The organism is Cronobacter sp. 153480017-3, from assembly GCF_053627815.1.
In genome coordinates, this window is the sequence record NZ_JBSEYN010000005.1 from 223,636 (window position 1) to 240,775 (window position 17,140).

At 55.5% G+C, this 17,140-nt stretch carries 16 protein-coding genes; 6 read left to right on the forward strand and 10 right to left on the reverse strand.

What is annotated here, in order from left to right:
* Nucleotides 1-20: 20 nt before the first annotated feature.
* Nucleotides 21-413, forward strand: a complete 393-nt coding sequence (gene mutT, locus ACUW6V_RS13470) for an 8-oxo-dGTP diphosphatase MutT (protein ID WP_012125760.1) — start codon at nt 21-23, stop codon at nt 411-413.
* Here mutT and yacG read toward each other — a convergent pair.
* From yacG to coaE, 3 genes are read right to left on the reverse strand one after another with little or no spacing between them, the layout of a single operon-like run.
* The gene (gene yacG / locus ACUW6V_RS13475; RefSeq protein WP_007864373.1) at nt 410-610 is read right to left on the reverse strand and encodes a DNA gyrase inhibitor YacG; all 201 of its coding nucleotides are present in this window, start codon (nt 608-610) and stop codon (nt 410-412) included. The two genes, mutT and yacG, sit on opposite strands and share 4 nt — an antisense overlap.
* Nucleotides 611-619: 9 nt before the next feature.
* Nucleotides 620-1,363: a cell division protein ZapD gene (zapD, locus tag ACUW6V_RS13480; protein WP_004388387.1), complete on the reverse strand. Its 744-nt coding sequence runs from the start codon at nt 1,361-1,363 to the stop codon at nt 620-622.
* Nucleotides 1,363-1,983 (reverse strand): dephospho-CoA kinase, encoded by a 621-nt coding sequence (gene coaE, locus ACUW6V_RS13485; protein WP_105578382.1) that lies wholly within the window; start codon nt 1,981-1,983, stop codon nt 1,363-1,365. The genes zapD and coaE overlap by 1 nt, the downstream gene beginning before the upstream one ends.
* A 263-nt stretch (nt 1,984-2,246) precedes the next feature.
* Here coaE and ACUW6V_RS13490 point away from each other — a divergent pair, with 263 nt between their 5' ends.
* Nucleotides 2,247-3,290 carry a GMP reductase gene (locus tag ACUW6V_RS13490; RefSeq protein WP_007892866.1) on the forward strand — a complete coding sequence of 348 codons (1,044 nt, stop codon included), beginning with the start codon at nt 2,247-2,249 and terminating at the stop codon, nt 3,288-3,290.
* 39 nt (nt 3,291-3,329) lie between these two features.
* Here ACUW6V_RS13490 and hofC read toward each other — a convergent pair whose 3' ends face one another.
* The 4 genes from hofC to nadC form a co-directional block, all read right to left on the reverse strand.
* The gene (gene hofC / locus ACUW6V_RS13495; RefSeq protein WP_454038473.1) at nt 3,330-4,529 is read right to left on the reverse strand and encodes a protein transport protein HofC; all 1,200 of its coding nucleotides are present in this window, start codon (nt 4,527-4,529) and stop codon (nt 3,330-3,332) included.
* The gene (gene gspE, locus ACUW6V_RS13500) at nt 4,522-5,904 is read right to left on the reverse strand and encodes a type II secretion system protein GspE (protein WP_454038474.1); all 1,383 of its coding nucleotides are present in this window, start codon (nt 5,902-5,904) and stop codon (nt 4,522-4,524) included. Before gspE ends, hofC begins: the two co-directional genes overlap by 8 nt.
* Nucleotides 5,905-5,918: 14 nt before the next feature.
* Nucleotides 5,919-6,353 carry a prepilin peptidase-dependent pilin gene (gene ppdD, locus ACUW6V_RS13505; RefSeq protein WP_004388382.1) on the reverse strand — a complete coding sequence of 145 codons (435 nt, stop codon included), beginning with the start codon at nt 6,351-6,353 and terminating at the stop codon, nt 5,919-5,921.
* 252 nt (nt 6,354-6,605) lie between these two features.
* Nucleotides 6,606-7,496 carry a carboxylating nicotinate-nucleotide diphosphorylase gene (gene nadC, locus ACUW6V_RS13510; protein ID WP_454038475.1) on the reverse strand — a complete coding sequence of 297 codons (891 nt, stop codon included), beginning with the start codon at nt 7,494-7,496 and terminating at the stop codon, nt 6,606-6,608.
* 87 nt (nt 7,497-7,583) lie between these two features.
* Here nadC and ampD point away from each other — a divergent pair, with 87 nt between their 5' ends.
* On the forward strand, nt 7,584-8,147 hold the full coding sequence (gene ampD, locus ACUW6V_RS13515; protein WP_319738639.1) for a 1,6-anhydro-N-acetylmuramyl-L-alanine amidase AmpD: 564 nt from the start codon (nt 7,584-7,586) through the stop codon (nt 8,145-8,147).
* Nucleotides 8,144-8,998 carry a beta-lactamase regulator AmpE gene (gene ampE / locus ACUW6V_RS13520; RefSeq protein WP_319738640.1) on the forward strand — a complete coding sequence of 285 codons (855 nt, stop codon included), beginning with the start codon at nt 8,144-8,146 and terminating at the stop codon, nt 8,996-8,998. The genes ampD and ampE overlap by 4 nt, the downstream gene beginning before the upstream one ends.
* A 19-nt stretch (nt 8,999-9,017) precedes the next feature.
* Here the strand turns inward: ampE and ACUW6V_RS13525 are convergent, their stop codons facing one another.
* From ACUW6V_RS13525 to aroP, 3 genes are all read right to left on the reverse strand, one after another.
* Nucleotides 9,018-9,971 (reverse strand): glycoside hydrolase family 43 protein, encoded by a 954-nt coding sequence (locus tag ACUW6V_RS13525; RefSeq protein WP_007897138.1) that lies wholly within the window; start codon nt 9,969-9,971, stop codon nt 9,018-9,020.
* A gap of 9 nt (nt 9,972-9,980) precedes the next feature.
* A complete protein-coding gene (locus tag ACUW6V_RS13530; RefSeq protein ID WP_454038476.1) occupies nt 9,981-11,381 on the reverse strand; it encodes a glycoside-pentoside-hexuronide (GPH):cation symporter in 1,401 nt (466 codons plus the stop codon).
* A gap of 156 nt (nt 11,382-11,537) precedes the next feature.
* Nucleotides 11,538-12,908, reverse strand: a complete 1,371-nt coding sequence (aroP, locus tag ACUW6V_RS13535) for an aromatic amino acid transporter AroP (RefSeq protein WP_029039307.1) — start codon at nt 12,906-12,908, stop codon at nt 11,538-11,540.
* A 542-nt stretch (nt 12,909-13,450) separates the two neighbouring features.
* Here aroP and pdhR point away from each other — a divergent pair.
* Both pdhR and aceE read left to right on the forward strand, forming a co-directional pair.
* Nucleotides 13,451-14,215, forward strand: a complete 765-nt coding sequence (gene pdhR / locus ACUW6V_RS13540) for a pyruvate dehydrogenase complex transcriptional repressor PdhR (protein ID WP_004388376.1) — start codon at nt 13,451-13,453, stop codon at nt 14,213-14,215.
* A 255-nt stretch (nt 14,216-14,470) separates the two neighbouring features.
* Nucleotides 14,471-17,134, forward strand: coding sequence for a pyruvate dehydrogenase (acetyl-transferring), homodimeric type (aceE, locus tag ACUW6V_RS13545; protein WP_110809380.1), 2,664 nt, complete (start codon nt 14,471-14,473; stop codon nt 17,132-17,134).
* The last annotated feature ends 6 nt before the right edge of the window (nt 17,135-17,140 follow it).

Here is a 17,140-nt window from a genome sequence, read left to right on the forward strand (position 1 = left end):
TTTTTTACAGGAAGAAATGCATGAAAAAATTACAGATTGCGGTAGGTATCGTGCGTAACGCAAAAGGCGAAATCTTTATTACGCAACGTGCCGCCGATGCGCATATGGCGAATAAATGGGAATTCCCTGGCGGTAAAATTGAAGCGGGCGAAACGCCTGAAGCGGCGCTTCGCCGCGAGCTTCAGGAAGAGACCGGCATAACCGTAACTTCCGCCACGCTGTTTGAAACGCTGGATTATGAATTCCCGGACCGCCACATCAGCCTGTGGTTTTACCTGGTAGAAAGCTGGGAAGGAGAGCCGTGGGGCAAAGAGGGGCAACCGGGGCATTGGGTGCATCAACAGGCTCTGGATGCGCAGGCATTTCCGCCCGCCAACGAGCCTGTGATTGCTAAGCTTCGCGCGCAGTCTTAAGGCTGGTTTTCTTCTTCGCTCCAGCCGTCGGTGTCGGAGCGATCGCCGCTGCTGGGAATACGTTTCTCTTCAGCGGCCCATTCACCCAGATCGATAAGCTGGCAGCGTTTTGAACAGAAAGGACGAAACGGACTCTTTTCGCCCCAGATGACTTCTTTGCCGCAGGTCGGGCAGTTAACAATAGTAGCATCTGACATCATAATTCCTTAACAGCAGGCCAGTTCAAAATCGAACCGTTCCGGTACGCGGCCATGCTCGCTGTCGAGCGGCATAAAGCGGATCGCGAAACGGCTTTTGTGGCCGGAAATCTGTGGGTAAAGCGCTTCCTGAAGCGGAAGTTGCAGGCGCAGCAGGTCGGCATCATCGCCGTTATCCTGATAAAAACCGTTCAGGCTGGTTTGTTTGCGAAACGGCGCTGACTGGCGAATAAGATCGAGGATCATATCCAGTGTATACGTCAGCGGTTGTAGCGTGGCCAGCCAGCTATTGACCTGAACGTCACGTTCTTCCTGCGGCGAGCAGAGCCAGACGTGCAGCAGTGGTAAATCGAAGCTGCAACAGCCGCCCGGAATGCTCAGTCGCTGGCGCACCAGAGCGATAAGACGATCTTCACGCAATGTTTGCCCGAGGCGGGGGGCGGCCATCAGCATACTGCTGCGTGCTTTCAGTTCGTGGCGCAGTGACTCAATGCGCTCGTTATCCACCCCCGGCACTTCTGCCCAGCTTTGCAGTTTACGCTGCTGACGTTCCAGCTCTTTTAAGAGCTCAGTGCGGGTATCACCACGCTCAAAGACGTCCAGCAAATCGCCGACGTTGCGAAAGAAGTGCAGCGCAGAGGCATGATCGCTGACAGGCAGCAGCGCTTTCATTTGCTGGATGAGAAATTCGATACGCAGCCAGGTGCGCATTTTTTCATTCAGGGGATGTTCAAAAAGAACGTGAGTCTGCATTACTTATTTTCCTGTGGTACGGCCTGCGCCGCCAGTTGCAGATAGCGCTGATGCAGGCGCGCCACATCAGCCTCTATCGTTTCCGGCGAGCCGTTATTATCTATGACGTCATCAGCGACCGCTAACCGGGCTTCACGTGTGGCCTGTGCGTTGAGGATAAGCTCAGCATGCTCGCGAGAAACCCCATCGCGCTGCATAGTGCGCTGTATCTGTGTTTCGGGGGTGACATCCACCACCAGCACACGGTTAGCTTTGCTGTGTAATTGGTTTTCAATCAGCAGCGGAACGACCCACAGCACATAGGCCGACGTGGCGCGTGCTATTTCAGTCTGCGTCTGTTGATGAATAAGCGGGTGCAGGAGGCCATTCAGCCAGGCTTTTTCCTGCGGGCTTGAGAAGATGATTTCGCGAAGTGCGCGGCGATTAAGCGTGCCGTCGGCGTGACAAATGGTCGAGCCGAAACGCGCAATAATGGCCTGTAATCCGGGCGTACCAGGCGCCACCACCTGGCGTGCGATGATGTCGGCATCAACAACGGTAACACCGAGACGGGCAAAGGCGTCAGCGACTGTACTTTTGCCGCTTCCGATACCGCCCGTCAGTGCTACCGTATAAACCATAAAGCCGTCATCCCAAAGTGTTGAAGTATGCGTGATAATATAAAAAACAGTCTATTCAAATAGTTGCGCAGAACGAATTAACGTCACTAGCGGGCTCGCTTATCGACCTCGTGCGCAAGGTAAATTTATAGGATTGTAGCGTAAAAAAGCGCGCTTTCGCAGTCTTGCGGCGCCATTATTAGTGCGTATGATAACGTCACTGGAGTTGGCTGTTGTCCCGCCGCACATGTTCTGTGCTCATCGCCATTAACCAGGAATCGCACATGCGTATTGAAGAAGATTTGAAGTTAGGTTTTAAAGACGTTCTTATCCGCCCGAAACGCTCCACTCTCAAAAGCCGCTCTGACGTTGAACTTGAGCGCCAGTTCACTTTTAAACATTCCCGCGTTCAATGGTCCGGTGTTCCGATCATCGCTGCCAATATGGATACCGTCGGGACTTTCGCAATGGCGCAGGCGCTGGCCGGTTTCGATATCCTGACGGCGGTGCATAAACATTACAGCGTTCAGGACTGGGCAGGGTTTATTGAGGCCGTTTCTCCGGATGTGCTGAAGCACGTCATGGTATCTACGGGCACTTCCGACGCTGATTTTGAAAAAACCAAGGAAATCCTCGCGCTTTCTGCGTCCTTAAAGTTTATCTGTATTGACGTTGCGAACGGCTATTCAGAGCATTTCGTGCAGTTCGTTGCTAAAGCACGTGCCGCCTGGCCTGATAAAGCGATTATCGCCGGTAACGTCGTCACCGGTGAAATGTGCGAAGAACTGATCCTCGCGGGTGCCGATATCGTTAAAGTCGGTATTGGTCCGGGGTCTGTCTGCACCACACGCGTAAAAACCGGTGTGGGTTATCCGCAGCTTTCTGCGGTAATCGAATGTGCGGATGCTGCACACGGCCTCGGCGGCCAGATCATCAGCGATGGTGGCTGCACTGTACCAGGCGATGTGGCCAAGGCCTTCGGTGGCGGCGCAGATTTTGTCATGCTGGGCGGAATGCTGGCCGGTCATGACGAAAGCGGCGGTACGGTCGTTGAGCAGAACGGTGAAAAATTCATGCTCTTTTACGGTATGAGCTCTGAGTCCGCCATGAATCGTCACGTTGGCGGTGTAGCGCAGTATCGTGCTGCAGAAGGCAAAACGGTTAAACTGCCTCTGCGTGGGCCGGTAGAAAACACCGCGCGCGACATCCTGGGCGGCCTGCGTTCTGCCTGTACCTATGTCGGTGCCTCTCGTCTGAAAGAACTGACCAAGCGCACCACGTTTATTCGTGTGCTGGAGCAGGAAAACCGCGTATTCAACAGTCTCTGAGGGGCTGAACATTATGCTGGCGCACTTCTTGCGCCAGCATTAATTCATTCCACTCATCGCATCCCCGAGCCGGAAAATCGGCAGATACATCGCCACCACCAGCGTACCGACGATTAATCCGATAACCATCATCATGAGCGGCTCCAGCGTGGCCGCCAGCGTTTGTGCGCGCTCAGAGGTTTGACCGAGATGCCATTCGGCAAGTTTCTCCAGCATCAGATCCAGCGAGCCGGTTTCTTCGCCAGTGCGAACCAGTTGAATACACAGGGCGGTAAAAACGGATTCCTGTTCCAGAGCCTTCCAGAACGACAGGCCACCGGCGATGCTTGCTTTAACACGCCCGACAGCCTGTTGCCACAGCGGCGATGCCAGCGTCTCTTCTACACTTCCCAGGCTTTGCAGTAACGGAATACCGGCGCGCTGCATGAGTGACAGCACCGTATAGATTTGGCTTAACTGCTGGCCGCTAATCAGCGCGCCAAAAAGCGGCATCTTCAGCAGCCATGCGGCCTCACGTAGCTGCCATTGTGGTCTGCGGCGAAGCCTGATAATGACCACAGGCGTAATCACCAGAACACTGAGCCACAAGGCGGCGTGCTGTATCAAAGCTTCAGACAATGCGATAACAGCGCGCGTCACCAGCGGCAGCGGCGTGTTGAAAGAGCGGTAGATAGCCGTGAATTGCGGGAGAACAAAGCAGGTCATCCCGAGTGTCAGCAACAGCGCGACGTTAAAAATAAAGGCCGGATAGCGCAGCGCTTTAATGACCTGTTTACGCAGTTTTTGCTGATCTTCCTGCTGTTGCGCCAGCTGCTGGCAGCATACGTCAAGCTTCCCGGTCATTTCACCGGTGCGCATAAGCAGGATATAAAGTGGTGGAAAAACGGCCGGCCACTGGCGCAAGGTTTCAGAAAAGGCGACGCCTCGACCGAGCTGTTTCGCAAGCTCCCCAAGAAGTGCGCGCCATTGTGCGATGGGATGCTGGCTTGCCAGCATCATCAACCCTTGCGTCAGGCTGACGCCTGCCTGGAGCAGGGCCGCCAACTGGCGGATTGCCAGAATTTTATGTTCGCTGCCCCAGTGGCGTGGGTTTATGCTGGCGCGCTTAAGCATGAAATGTTGCACCTCGTCATCCATCAGCTGCAGCGATGCGTTGATTTTATCTGACGCCCAGACCATGCCTTCGCAGCTTGCGCCTTCTTTATTAACGCCGCGCCAGCGCCATAACAAGTTATCCATGCGGCATACCCGAAACGCGATAAAGCTCTTCAGGCGTCGTCAGCCCCGCTTCAACAGCCTGTAACCCATGCTCAAACAGAGTGGTCATGCCCTGCGCCCGCGCTTGTAAAGCGATCTCTTCAGGCGGTGCGCCGCTGGCGATAGTCTGGCGCAGCGCGGCATTAATGCTGAGCAGCTCGAAAAGCGCGATACGCCCGTAATAACCGCCGTAACAGCGCTCACACCCACAGGCCTTATAGGGATGAATCGGGCGCGGCCAGAGCGAAGCCGGGAGCGTCACTGGTTCCTGTGAAAAGACGCGGCAGTAAGGACAAAGCTTCCTGACCAGCCGTTGTGCGATGACCAGCTCAAGTGCGGAGGCAAGCATCCAGCGCGGCAAACCCATCTGTTCAAGCCGCACCAGGGTTTCGGTTGTAGAGTTAGTGTGAAGCGTGGAGAGCACCAGATGCCCGGTCTGCGCCGCTTTAACCGCAATTTCAGCAGTTTCGAGATCGCGAATCTCACCAATCATGATTACGTCAGGATCTTGCCTGAGCAACGCCCGTAGCACCGCCTGAAAAGTCAGTCCGGCCTTCGGCAGCACCGGCGTCTGGTTCAGGCCCGTTACAGGAATTTCGACGGGGTCCTCCACGCTACAGATATTTACCTGTGGTGCATTAAGTGTATTGAGCGCAGTGTACAACGTGACGGTTTTACCGCTCCCTGTCGGGCCAGTCACCAGGATTAACCCTTGAGGGCGCTGTAACGCCTGACAAAAAAGTGTCTGCTGCGCCTGCGACAGCCCCAGTGCCTGGACTTCCAGTGGTTGTTCCGTTTGCTGTAACAGACGCAAAACCACCTTTTCGCCACAGCGGCAAAGCAGGGTAGAGATGCGAAAAGAGACTGTTCGCCCGCCAAGCTCGATGCTGAATTGTCCGTCTTGCGGGAGCCTGCGCTCCGCAATGTCAAGATTACCCAGCACTTTCAGACGCGCCGTCAGCGCATCCGCAAGCGCTGCAGGTAGCGGCGGCAATGGATGTAAAACGCCGTCGATACGAAATCTTACCTGGTAGTGCGCTTCGGCAGGCTCAAAGTGGATATCGGAAGCGCGCCGCTGTAGCGCCTGTTGCAGCGTCTGGTTAACCAGCTCCACCACAGAAGCGGTTTCCTCCTGAGCTTTCTGGCGTAACGGCTCTGCCGCCAGTTGCCGTTCTTTTTCCAGCCGTTCGGGGCTCCAGCATTCAATATCAATATGCCGGTGCGTGGAAAAACGTAGCGCATCCATCAGCTCATTACTGGGTTCGCCCGCCACGGCGATATGCACCGTGGCGTCATCGATATCCAGTACCAGAGCGTTATAGCGCTGGCATAACGTATGCAGGTAATCGATTGGCATTGCAGCGTCCTCGCTTAAGGTAACGAGCTGCGAAAGACGTCTTCGCAGGCCTGCTTCAATGCGGTATCGCTGGTATCACAGGTTCGCTTCCAGCCTTCCATACCGTTAGTGGTGTTCCACTGCGGTGTGAGCGTCACCGATAAGCCGTTAAGGCTATCCTGCCCGGTGGCGCTTATCACGCCTTGTGCGATAGTCATTTCGCTCACATAACGGGTGGTTTTGGGGGCCGGAATGCCGTTTGCGCCTGCATCACAGCTGCTAAGCCCACCGCGATCGATAGCGCACAGCTCAATAGCGGTGCGATAAGGGATAACGGTTTGCAGCATGTCCGTCAGCGCTGCTTTGCGCAGGTAATTCTGATATGCCGGTACGCCAATGGCGCTAAGTATGGCGATTATGCCGATCACCACCATCAGTTCAATGAGTGTAAAGCCGCCCTGTCTGTTCATGGTTCCTCCTTGTTTGGGTGACGCCACTCTGGCAGGCCGTAAAAGGCTGCTCCAGACAAAGAAACCGATTCAGGAATCTGTCTTCAGAAGAAGATTATGTTGTTACATGAAACTGCAACGCGGTTGCGTAACATCTCGCAAATCCTTTCATAAACAACAGAGTGTTGAAAAAACACGGAGACAAAAAAGAGAGGACACAGGAAGATAACGGCAAGGAAAGGAGAGGGCAGGCGAAAACCTGCCCGGCATGAGTCAGCGAAAACGCATGGAGAGGTCGAGCGCGCGAATATGTTTAGTCAATGCACCCACAGAGATGAAATCCACACCGGTTTCTGCGAATTCGCGCAGCGTTTCCAGCGTGACGTTGCCGGAAACCTCCAGCCGTGCCTGGCCCGCAGTACGTTTTACCGCTTCACGCATCTGATCGACGGTAAAGTTGTCGAGCATGATGATATCGGCACCGGCTTTCAGCGCGGCGTCCAGCTCATCAAGCGATTCCACCTCGACTTCTACCGGCACGTCAGGGTGCAGCCAGAACGCTTTTTCCACCGCCTGGCGCACCGAGCCGGAAGCGATAATATGGTTTTCTTTAATAAGAAACGCATCGGAGAGGCCAAGGCGATGGTTGGCGCCGCCGCCGCACAGTACCGCGTATTTCAGCGCGCTGCGCAGGCCCGGAATGGTTTTGCGGGTGTCGAGCAGTTGTGTGTGCGTACCTTCCAGCAGCGCCACATAGCGGCGCACTTCGGTAGCCACACCGGAAAGCGTCTGGACGAAATTCAGCGCGGTGCGTTCGCCCGTCAGCAGAACACGGGAGGTGCCTTCAAGCTCAAAAAGCGGCTGATCGGGCTGCACGTCGTCACCATCCTTTACGTGCCACATGACGCGGACATCGCCGCCAAGCTGGATAAACACCTCATCCACCCAACGCTTACCGCAGAATACGCCCGCCTCGCGCGTAATGACGACCGCATGCGAGCGACTGTCTGGCGGTAACAACTGCGCGGTAATATCGCGGCTGGCATCGGTCTCGCCGCCAAGATCTTCACGCAGAGCCTGAGCGACGGTAAAGGGGATATCCAGGGTGATTCGTTCCAGTAGCGCGTCACGTCGATGGTCCGGATTGTAACGGCGAGGTGGCATGATATAACTCCAGATTGGTGGCTAATCAAAAGAATGAAACATGCTACTCTGAAGCGAGTTTGAGTACCACAGAAAGGAGAATTGCACATGCAGGTGAAAGATGGCTGGCTGGTGGATGCCCGGCACGCGCCCTCGCCGCATCATGACTGCCGGCCTGAGGATGAAGCGCCTTCGTTGTTGGTGGTGCATAACATCAGCCTGCCGCCGGGCGAGTTCGGTGGCCCGTGGATCGATGCGCTGTTCGCCGGTACGCTTGACCCTCAGGCGCACCCTTATTTCGCGGACATCGCCCACCTGCGCGTTTCGGCGCACTGCCTGATTCGTCGCGATGGTGAAATTGTGCAGTATGTGCCTTTTAATAAACGTGCCTGGCACGCTGGCGTATCCTGCTACGAGGGGCGCGAGCGCTGCAACGACTTTTCTATTGGCATTGAGGTTGAAGGGACGGACACAGAGCCCTACACCGATGCGCAGTACCGGCAACTGGCCGCCGTGACGCGCACGCTGATAAGCCTTTACCCGGCGATGAAAAATCATATGACCGGCCACAGCGATATCGCGCCTGAACGTAAAACCGATCCCGGTCCGGCTTTTGACTGGCCGCGCTTTCGCGCGCTGGTGGCCGACCCGTCTGATAAGGAGATGAGATGACGCTTTTCACCCTGCTGCTGGTGCTTATCGCCGAACGGCTTTTCAAACTGGGCGAGCACTGGCAACTGGATCATCGCCTTGAGCCGCTGTTTCGCCGCGTGCGCCACTTTTCGCTGTTCTTTACGCTCGGTATGGCAGTGCTGGCAATGTTGGTGGTCTTTCTGTGCCTGAACGCGCTGGAAGGCTGGTTCTTTAATGTGCCGCTACTGATCTTCTGGATCTTAATCGGCATACTGTGTATCGGGGCGGGCGGGGTGCGCAGGCACTATCATGCTTACCTTAAAGCGGCGAGCCAGGATGACAGCCACGCGCGCGAAAACATGGCGTATGAGCTGACGCTTATTCACGGCGTGCCGCCGGGTTGCGATGAGCGTGAGTATTTGCGCGAACTGCAAAACGGCCTGCTGTGGATCAACTACCGTTTTTATCTGGCACCGATGTTCTGGTTTGTAGTGGGGGGGATGTGGGGGCCGGTGACGCTGACGGGCTATGCCTTCTTACGCGCCTGGCAGAGCTGGGTTGCCCGTCATCATACCCCGCACCAGCGATTGCTTTCGGGCATTGACGCCATATTGCATGTGCTGGACTGGGTACCAGTTCGCCTCGCGGGCGTGGTGTATGCGCTCGTAGGGCATGGTGAGAAAGCGCTGCCTGCGTGGTTTGCCTCACTGCTCGATCGCTATACCTCACAGTATCAAGTATTAACGGGCCTGGCGCAGTTTGCGCTGGCGCGTGAGCCACACGTGGATAAGATAGCAACGCCGAAGGCGGCGGTGTCGATGGCGAAGAAAGCGACGCTGGTAATTGTGGTGGTGGTGGCGTTGTTAACGATTTACGGCACGCTCATGTGAGCGTGCCGCTGAAGATACCTCAGGGGTGATCGGCGGGCGGAGTGCCAAACTGCGGCATGCCGTCGTCATCCCAGGTGACCAGCTTCACGCGGGTATGGCGGTTAGGGTCCCAGAGCGGATCGCCTTCGATTTCCGTATAGTTGCGCGCATGGTAGACCAGCACGTCCTGCCCATCCGGTGTAGTGGTGAAGCTGTTGTGGCCCGGTCCGTACTGCCGGTTTTCATAACTGGTAGTGAAAACGGGCTGCGGCGATTTATGCCAGTTACGCGAGTCACGTAAATCCGCCGCCTGATCTATCCAGAGCAGCCCCATGCAATAGTTTTCGTCGGTGGCGCTCGCAGAGTAAGTCACGAACAGGCGTTCGCCGTGTTTCACCACTGCCGGGCCTTCGTTGACCAAAAAGCCTCGGCACTCCCACTCCAGCTCAGGCTTGCTCAGCATTACTGGCTCGCCTTTCAGCGTCCACGGATTTTCCATCTCACACAGGTACAAATTAGAGTTACCCGGAATAGTCGGCGCTTTTTGCGCCCACAGATACCAGAGCTTGCCCTGATGTTCGAAGGTCGTGGCGTCCAGTGAGAAGGTATCGTAAGGCGTCTGAATCTGGCCTTTATCCGTCCAGGTGCCGGTCAGCGGGTCGCTGTCTGCACATTCCAGCACGTACATCCGGTGCTGAAACATATTGTCTTTCAGTGCGCGTGTCGGGGCCGCGGCGAAGTAGATATACCATTTGCCATTGATGTAATGCAGCTCCGGCGCCCAGATGAGCTCGCTCATCGGCCCGGTATCCGGCTTACGCCAGACCACCACCGGTTGCGCCTGGCGCAGTGATTCAATCGACGGCGCGCGGCGAATTTCCAGCCGGTCATACTCCGGCACAGAGGCGATAAAGTAGTACTGGCCCTGATGGCGCAGAATAAACGGGTCAGCGCGCTGCTCAATCAGCGGGTTTGGCCAGGGTGAAGTATTCATCATCGCTCCTTACGATTTTGCTTCCACAGGTTTGGTCTGCGGGTATTCAGACAGCTCGCGGTAGTTTTCGCGGCGTTTTTCGAGGTCGCTCTGAATACGCGCCATCAGTTCACGGTCCACTTTCAGCAGGCGCACAACGCCTGCGGTAATCAGATACCCGACGCCCGGGATCACGGTAAAGAGCATGACGATGCCGTTAAGCGCTGTCGCGCTCTGCGCTTTGGCACCCGCGTCGTAGCCATACCAGGAGAGCAGAAAGCCTACCAGCGCGCCAGCAATCGCCAGCCCTAATTTCAGGAAAAAGAGGTTGCCGGAGAAGCTAATACCGGTAATGCGCTTGCCGGTCTTCCATTCGCCATAATCATCCACGTCCGCCATCAACGACCAGTGCAGCGGCGATGGGATCTGATGCAGTACGTTCAGCAGGAAATACATCACCACAATCAGCACCGTGGCGTGCGGGTTAAGGAAATAGAAGCCGCTGGAGAAAATCGCCAGCACGATGTTGGTCCAGAAGAAAACTTTCAGCTTACACCAGCGGTCGGTCAGCACTTTGGCAAGCGTGCTGCCAATCATCATGCCGATTACGCCGAGGCTGATAAACATCGTGGCGAAACTGGTGCTCTGCTGCATGACCCAGGTGACGTAATACATGGTCGCCGCCATGCGGATAAAGCCCGGGCAGACGTTGCAGATGGTCAGCAGCAGAATGCGCACCCACTGGTCGTTTTTCCAGACATCTTTCAGATCGGCTTTTAAGTCGTCATTGGTCGGTACCGCCGGGCGGATACGCTCGCGCACCGTAGCGAAACTGAACAGGAACATGCACATGCCAATCAGCGCCAGAATGGTCATGGCGATTTGATAGCCTTTGGCTTTGTCCCCGCCGCCGAAGTAATCCACCATCGGCAGCAGCGTCAGGGAGAGGAGCAGCGTGGCAATCCCTACCATCACAAAGCGATAAGACTGGCAGGCGACGCGCTCTTTCGGATCATTGGTTATCACGCTGCCCAGCGAACAGTAGGGAATATTGATGGCGGTGTAGGTAATGGAAAGCAGGAAGTAGGTCACAAAGGCATAGACAACTTTGCTGCTGTAGCTCCAGTCCGGCGTGGTAAACATCAGCACGCTGAATAACGCGTAGGGGAACGCTATCCACAGCAGCCATGGACGAAAACGCCCGAAGCGGCTGTGGGTGCGGTCGGCGATGGCACCCATAATCGGGTCGGTCACTGCGTCAATCACGCGAATCGACAGAAGCAATACGCCAACCAGCGCCGGGGCCAGGCCAAAAATATCGGTATAGAAGTAATTAACAAACAACATGATGGCGCCAAAGATAATATTGCAACCGGCGTCACCCATTCCGTAGCCGATTTTTTCTTTTACAGAGAGTCTGCTGTTTTCCATCGACACATCTCCGGTGAATGATATGGACGGAAGTATCATTCGGCCTAAGCAAAACTGCGCAGCAGTAATAAGTCGCAGAGATGGATAATCGTGTTGTGCGAAGGAATTTGTGAGGAAGGTAACAACCCTCACCCGGACGGGTGAGGGTTTGATAGCTTAGCGGGCGTGCGCCGCTTTCGCTTTTTTCTCTTTAATGAAGTAACCGATAGCCAGGATAAGCAGCCATACCGGGATCAGCCACACGGAGATCGCCATACCCGGCGTCATCAGCATAATGACCAGCACCGCAGCCATAAAGAGCAGGCACAACCAGTTGCCGAGCGGGTAGAAGAGCGCCGGGAAGCGCGGCGTCACCCCCTGTTGCTGTTTGGCGCGGCGAAAACGCATATGGGCAAGGCTAATCATCGCCCAGTTAATCACCAGCGCGGAGACCACCAGCGCCATCAGCAGGCCAAAGGCTTCCTGCGGGGCCAGGTAGTTAATCAGCACGCACAGCGCGGTAAAGGCGGCGGAGACCAGAATGGTATTGACCGGCACGCCGCGCTTGTCGACTTTTTGCAACGCTTTCGGGGCGTTGCCTTGTCTGGCGAGGCCAAACAGCATACGGCTGTTGCAGTAAACGCAGCTGTTATAGACGGAGAGCGCCGCAGTCAGCACCACGATGTTTAGCGCGTTTGCCACAAGAGAGTCGCCCAGCTCATGGAAAATCAGGACAAACGGGCTGGTATCGGCCGTGATACGCGTCCACGGCAGCAGAGAGAGCAGCACCGCCAGCGAACCTACATAAAAGATAAGAATGCGGTAGATAACCTGATTGGTGGCCTTCGGAATGCTTTTTTCCGGCTCGTCGGCTTCCGCCGCCGTAATGCCGACCAACTCCAGACCGCCGAACGAGAACATGATAATCGCCATCATCATGACAAGCCCCGAGACGCCATGCGGCAGGAAGCCACCATGTTCCCAGAGGTTACGCACCGTGGCCTGCGGGCCTGCGGTGCCGCTAAAGAGCAGCCAGGCGCCGAACAGGATCATCGCGACGACCGCGATAACTTTAATAATGGCGAACCAGAACTCCATCTCGCCGAACACTTTTACGTTGGTCAGGTTGATGGCGTTGATAACCACAAAGAAGACGGCGGCAGAGGCCCAGGTCGGGATCTCGGGCCACCAGAACTGGATGTACTTACCGACCGCGGTCAGCTCCGCCATCGCCACCAGCACATACAGCACCCAGTAGTTCCAGCCGGACGCGAAGCCCGCGAAACCGCCCCAGTATTTATAGGCAAAATGGCTAAAAGAGCCTGCCACCGGTTCTTCCACGACCATTTCGCCAAGCTGGCGCATGATCAGAAAGGCAATAAACCCCGCGATGGCGTAACCGAGAATAATCCCTGGCCCTGCGGACTGGATTACGGAGGCGCTGCCCAGAAACAGGCCCGTACCAATAGCACCACCCAGCGCGATAAGCTGAATATGGCGGTTTTTGAGGCCGCGCTTCAGCGTGTCGCCGTGCTGTTGACCTTCCATCATAAAACCTCGTTTGTGGTTATTTTTAATCCGCAGCGTGGCGCTGCTGTAATGTTGTTATGTCGCTGTGTGTAGTCTTTTCTTTACAGCCAATAAGGATGAAATTTCTAATAACGACTACCGCAGCGCCAAGAATAGTGATAAGCGCTGCCAAATGCACCTGCTTTCTCAGCGGGCACTCGCGGAGTGAATAAAAAGAAACCATTTGTAAATCGCTGCGGTTATTTCACGGACGGACGCGCGTATTCATCTTAAGCGCAGATATTGAATAGATATTCATATTTTAAACTAATGAATCGGTTCAGGTTGCACGCCTTTACGTTTCATTTGAGTTAAAACTACCGCTTTTGAGGTAACGGGTTCATTTGCGCGGAGTTACATTTCTGAAACGTTATTTCTTTATCATTGTTAAAATATGCGGGCTTTCCTGATTTCAATCAAAACCAGGATGGACAGAAGGTGAATACTTTGTTACTTTACCAACACGAACGTTAAATTGGTCATACCAATTGACTCCGGGCGAATGGCAGAGACAGGGAATAATGGCCTACAGCAAAATCCGCCAACCAAAACTTTCCGATGTGATTGAGCAGCAACTGGAGTTTTTGATCCTCGAAGGGACGCTGCGTCCCGGCGAAAAACTGCCTCCTGAGCGCGAGCTGGCTAAACAGTTCGACGTTTCCCGACCCTCCCTGCGAGAGGCGATTCAGCGTCTCGAAGCGAAGGGCCTGCTGCTTCGTCGCCAGGGCGGCGGTACTTTTGTTCAGAGTACGCTCTGGCAAAGCTTCAGCGACCCGCTGGTAGAACTCCTCTCTGACCACCCCGAATCCCAGTTTGATCTTCTTGAGACGCGTCACGCGCTGGAAGGTATCGCCGCCTATTACGCGGCGCTGCGCAGCACCGACGAAGACAGAGCGCGGATGAGCGAATGTCATCAGGCTATCGAGCGCGCTCAGGAGTCCGGCGATCTGGACGCAGAATCAAACGCGGTGGTGCAGTATCAGATAGCGGTCACGGAAGCCGCGCATAATGTAGTGCTGCTTCATCTGCTACGCTGCATGGAGCCGATGCTGGCGCAAAACGTCCGTCAGAACTTCGAATTGCTCTACGCGCGACGTGAAATGCTGCCGCTGGTCAGCGGCCATCGCACCCGGATTTACGAGGCGATTATGGCGCGGGAGCCGGAGCAGGCGCGGGAAGCCTCGCATCGTCACCTGGCGTTTATTGAAGAAATTTTGCTGGACCGCAGCCGTGAGCAGAGCCGTCGTGACCGCTCGCTGCGTCGTCTGGAGCAACGTAAGAATTAATGTTTTTCCGGTTTGTGCCGGAAGATTTGTACCAAAAGCGCCATTGAAGCGCGGCAACTAAACCCAGAACCTGTCTTATTGCGCTTTGTTAAGTGCCCGTAGTTCAGGTTGCATCGCGGCGGCAAGATGAAGCCCTTGAAAAGAAAGGGGGCGCACAGCCGCTACAGACGCAGCCGGACGCTGTAAGAGCACAGAGTGCAATGGGACAGGTTCCAGATAAATCAACGTATTAGATAGATGATAAGGAATACCCCCATGTCAGAACGTTTACAAAATGACGTGGATCCGATCGAAACTCGCGACTGGCTACAGGCGATCGAATCGGTAATCCGTGAAGAAGGTGTTGAGCGTGCTCAGTATCTGATCGATCAGCTGCTTTCCGAAGCCCGTAAAGGCGGCGTGAACGTAGCGGCGGGCAGTGCCGCCCGTCAGTACATCAATACCATCCCCGTTGAAGAAGAGCCGGAATACCCGGGTAATCTGGAACTGGAGCGCCGTATTCGTTCTGCTATCCGCTGGAACGCCATTATGACCGTGCTGCGTGCGTCCAAAAAAGACCTCGAGCTCGGCGGCCACATGGCGTCCTTCCAGTCTTCCGCGACCGTCTACGAAGTGTGCTTTAACCACTTCTTCCGTGCGCGCAACGACAAAGACGGCGGCGACCTGGTCTACTTCCAGGGCCACATCTCTCCGGGCGTTTACGCGCGTGCGTTCCTTGAAGGCCGCCTGACCGAAGAGCAGATGAACAACTTCCGTCAGGAAGTTCACGGCAACGGTCTGTCTTCTTACCCGCACCCGAAACTGATGCCGGAATTCTGGCAGTTCCCGACCGTATCGATGGGCCTTGGCCCGATCGGCGCTATCTACCAGGCGAAGTTCCTGAAATATCTGGAACACCGCGGCCTGAAAGATACCTCTGAACAGACCGTTTACGCGTTCCTCGGCGACGGTGAGATGGATGAGCCGGAATCTAAAGGCGCCATCACCATCGCGACCCGCGAAAAACTGGACAACCTGGTCTTCGTCATCAACTGCAACCTGCAGCGTCTGGACGGCCCGGTCACCGGTAACGGCAAAATCATCAACGAACTGGAAGGCATCTTCGAAGGCGCCGGCTGGAACGTTATCAAGGTGATGTGGGGTTCCCGTTGGGACGAGCTGCTGCGTAAAGACACCAGCGGCAAACTGGTTCAGCTGATGAACGAAACCGTTGACGGCGACTACCAGACCTTCAAATCCAAAAACGGCGCGTACGTGCGTGAGCACTTCTTCGGTAAATACCCGGAGACCGCAGCGCTGGTTGCAGACTGGTCTGACGATGAGATTTGGGCGCTGAACCGTGGCGGCCACGATCCGAAGAAAATCTACGCTGCATTCAAAAAAGCGAAAGAAACCAAAGGCAAAGCGACCGTTATCCTTGCTCACACCATTAAAGGTTACGGCATGGGCGACACCGCCGAAGGTAAGAACATCGCTCACCAGGTGAAGAAAATGAACATGGAGGGCGTTCGCTACGTCCGTGATCGTTTCAGCGTGCCGGTGGCCGACGAAGACCTGGAAAAACTGCCGTACATCACCTTCCCGGAAGGCTCTGAAGAGTACAAGTACCTGCATGAACGCCGTCAGGCGCTGCACGGTTACCTGCCGTCTCGTCAGCCGAACTTCACCGAGAAGCTGGAGCTGCCGGCGCTGGAAGATTTCCGCTCCCTGCTGGATGAGCAGAGCAAAGAGATCTCCACCACCATCGCTTTCGTACGCGCCCTGAACGTGATGCTGAAAAACCCGTCTATCAAAGACCGTCTGGTTCCTATCATCGCGGACGAAGCCCGTACCTTCGGTATGGAAGGTCTGTTCCGTCAGATCGGTATCTACAGCCCGAACGGCCAGCAGTACACCCCGCAGGACCGTGAGCAGGTGGCGTACTACAAAGAAGACGAGAAAGGTCAGATTCTGCAGGAAGGGATCAACGAGCTGGGCGCAGGTTCTTCCTGGCTTGCCGCTGCGACCTCTTACAGCACCAACAACCTGCCGATGATCCCGTTCTACATCTACTACTCCATGTTCGGGTTCCAGCGTATCGGCGACCTGTGCTGGGCAGCAGGTGACCAGCAGGCGCGCGGCTTCCTGATCGGCGGTACTTCCGGTCGTACCACGCTTAACGGCGAAGGTCTGCAGCACGAAGATGGTCACAGCCACATTCAGTCGCTGACTATCCCGAACTGTATCTCCTACGATCCGGCTTACGCTTATGAAGTCGCTGTCATCATGCATGATGGTCTGCAGCGTATGTACGGCGAAGCGCAGGAAAACGTGTACTACTACATCACCACGCTGAACGAAAACTACCACATGCCGGCGATGCCGGAAGGTGCCGAGGAAGGTATCCGTAAAGGTATCTACAAACTCGAAACCCTCGAAGGTAGCAAAGGTAAAGTTCAGCTGCTGGGCTCCGGCGCTATCCTGCGTCACGTCCGTGAAGCGGCAGAGATTCTGGCGAAAGAGTACGGCGTGGGCTCCGATGTCTACAGCGTGACCTCCTTCACCGAACTGGCGCGCGACGGCCAGGACTGCGAGCGCTGGAACATGCTGCACCCGCTGGAAACTCCGCGCGTACCGTACATCGCTCAGGTGATGAACGACGCACCGGCAGTTGCTTCCACCGACTACATGAAACTGTTCGCCGAGCAGGTTCGTACTTATGTACCGGCTGATGATTATCGCGTACTGGGCACCGACGGCTTTGGCCGCTCTGACAGCCGCGAAAACCTGCGCCACCACTTCGAAGTTGACGCTTCTTACGTGGTTGTCGCTGCGCTGGGCGAACTGGCTAAACGTGGTGAAATCGATAAGAAAGTGGTGGCTGACGCTATCACCAAATTCAATATCGATGCAGAGAAAGTCAACCCGCGTCTGGCATAAGAGGTA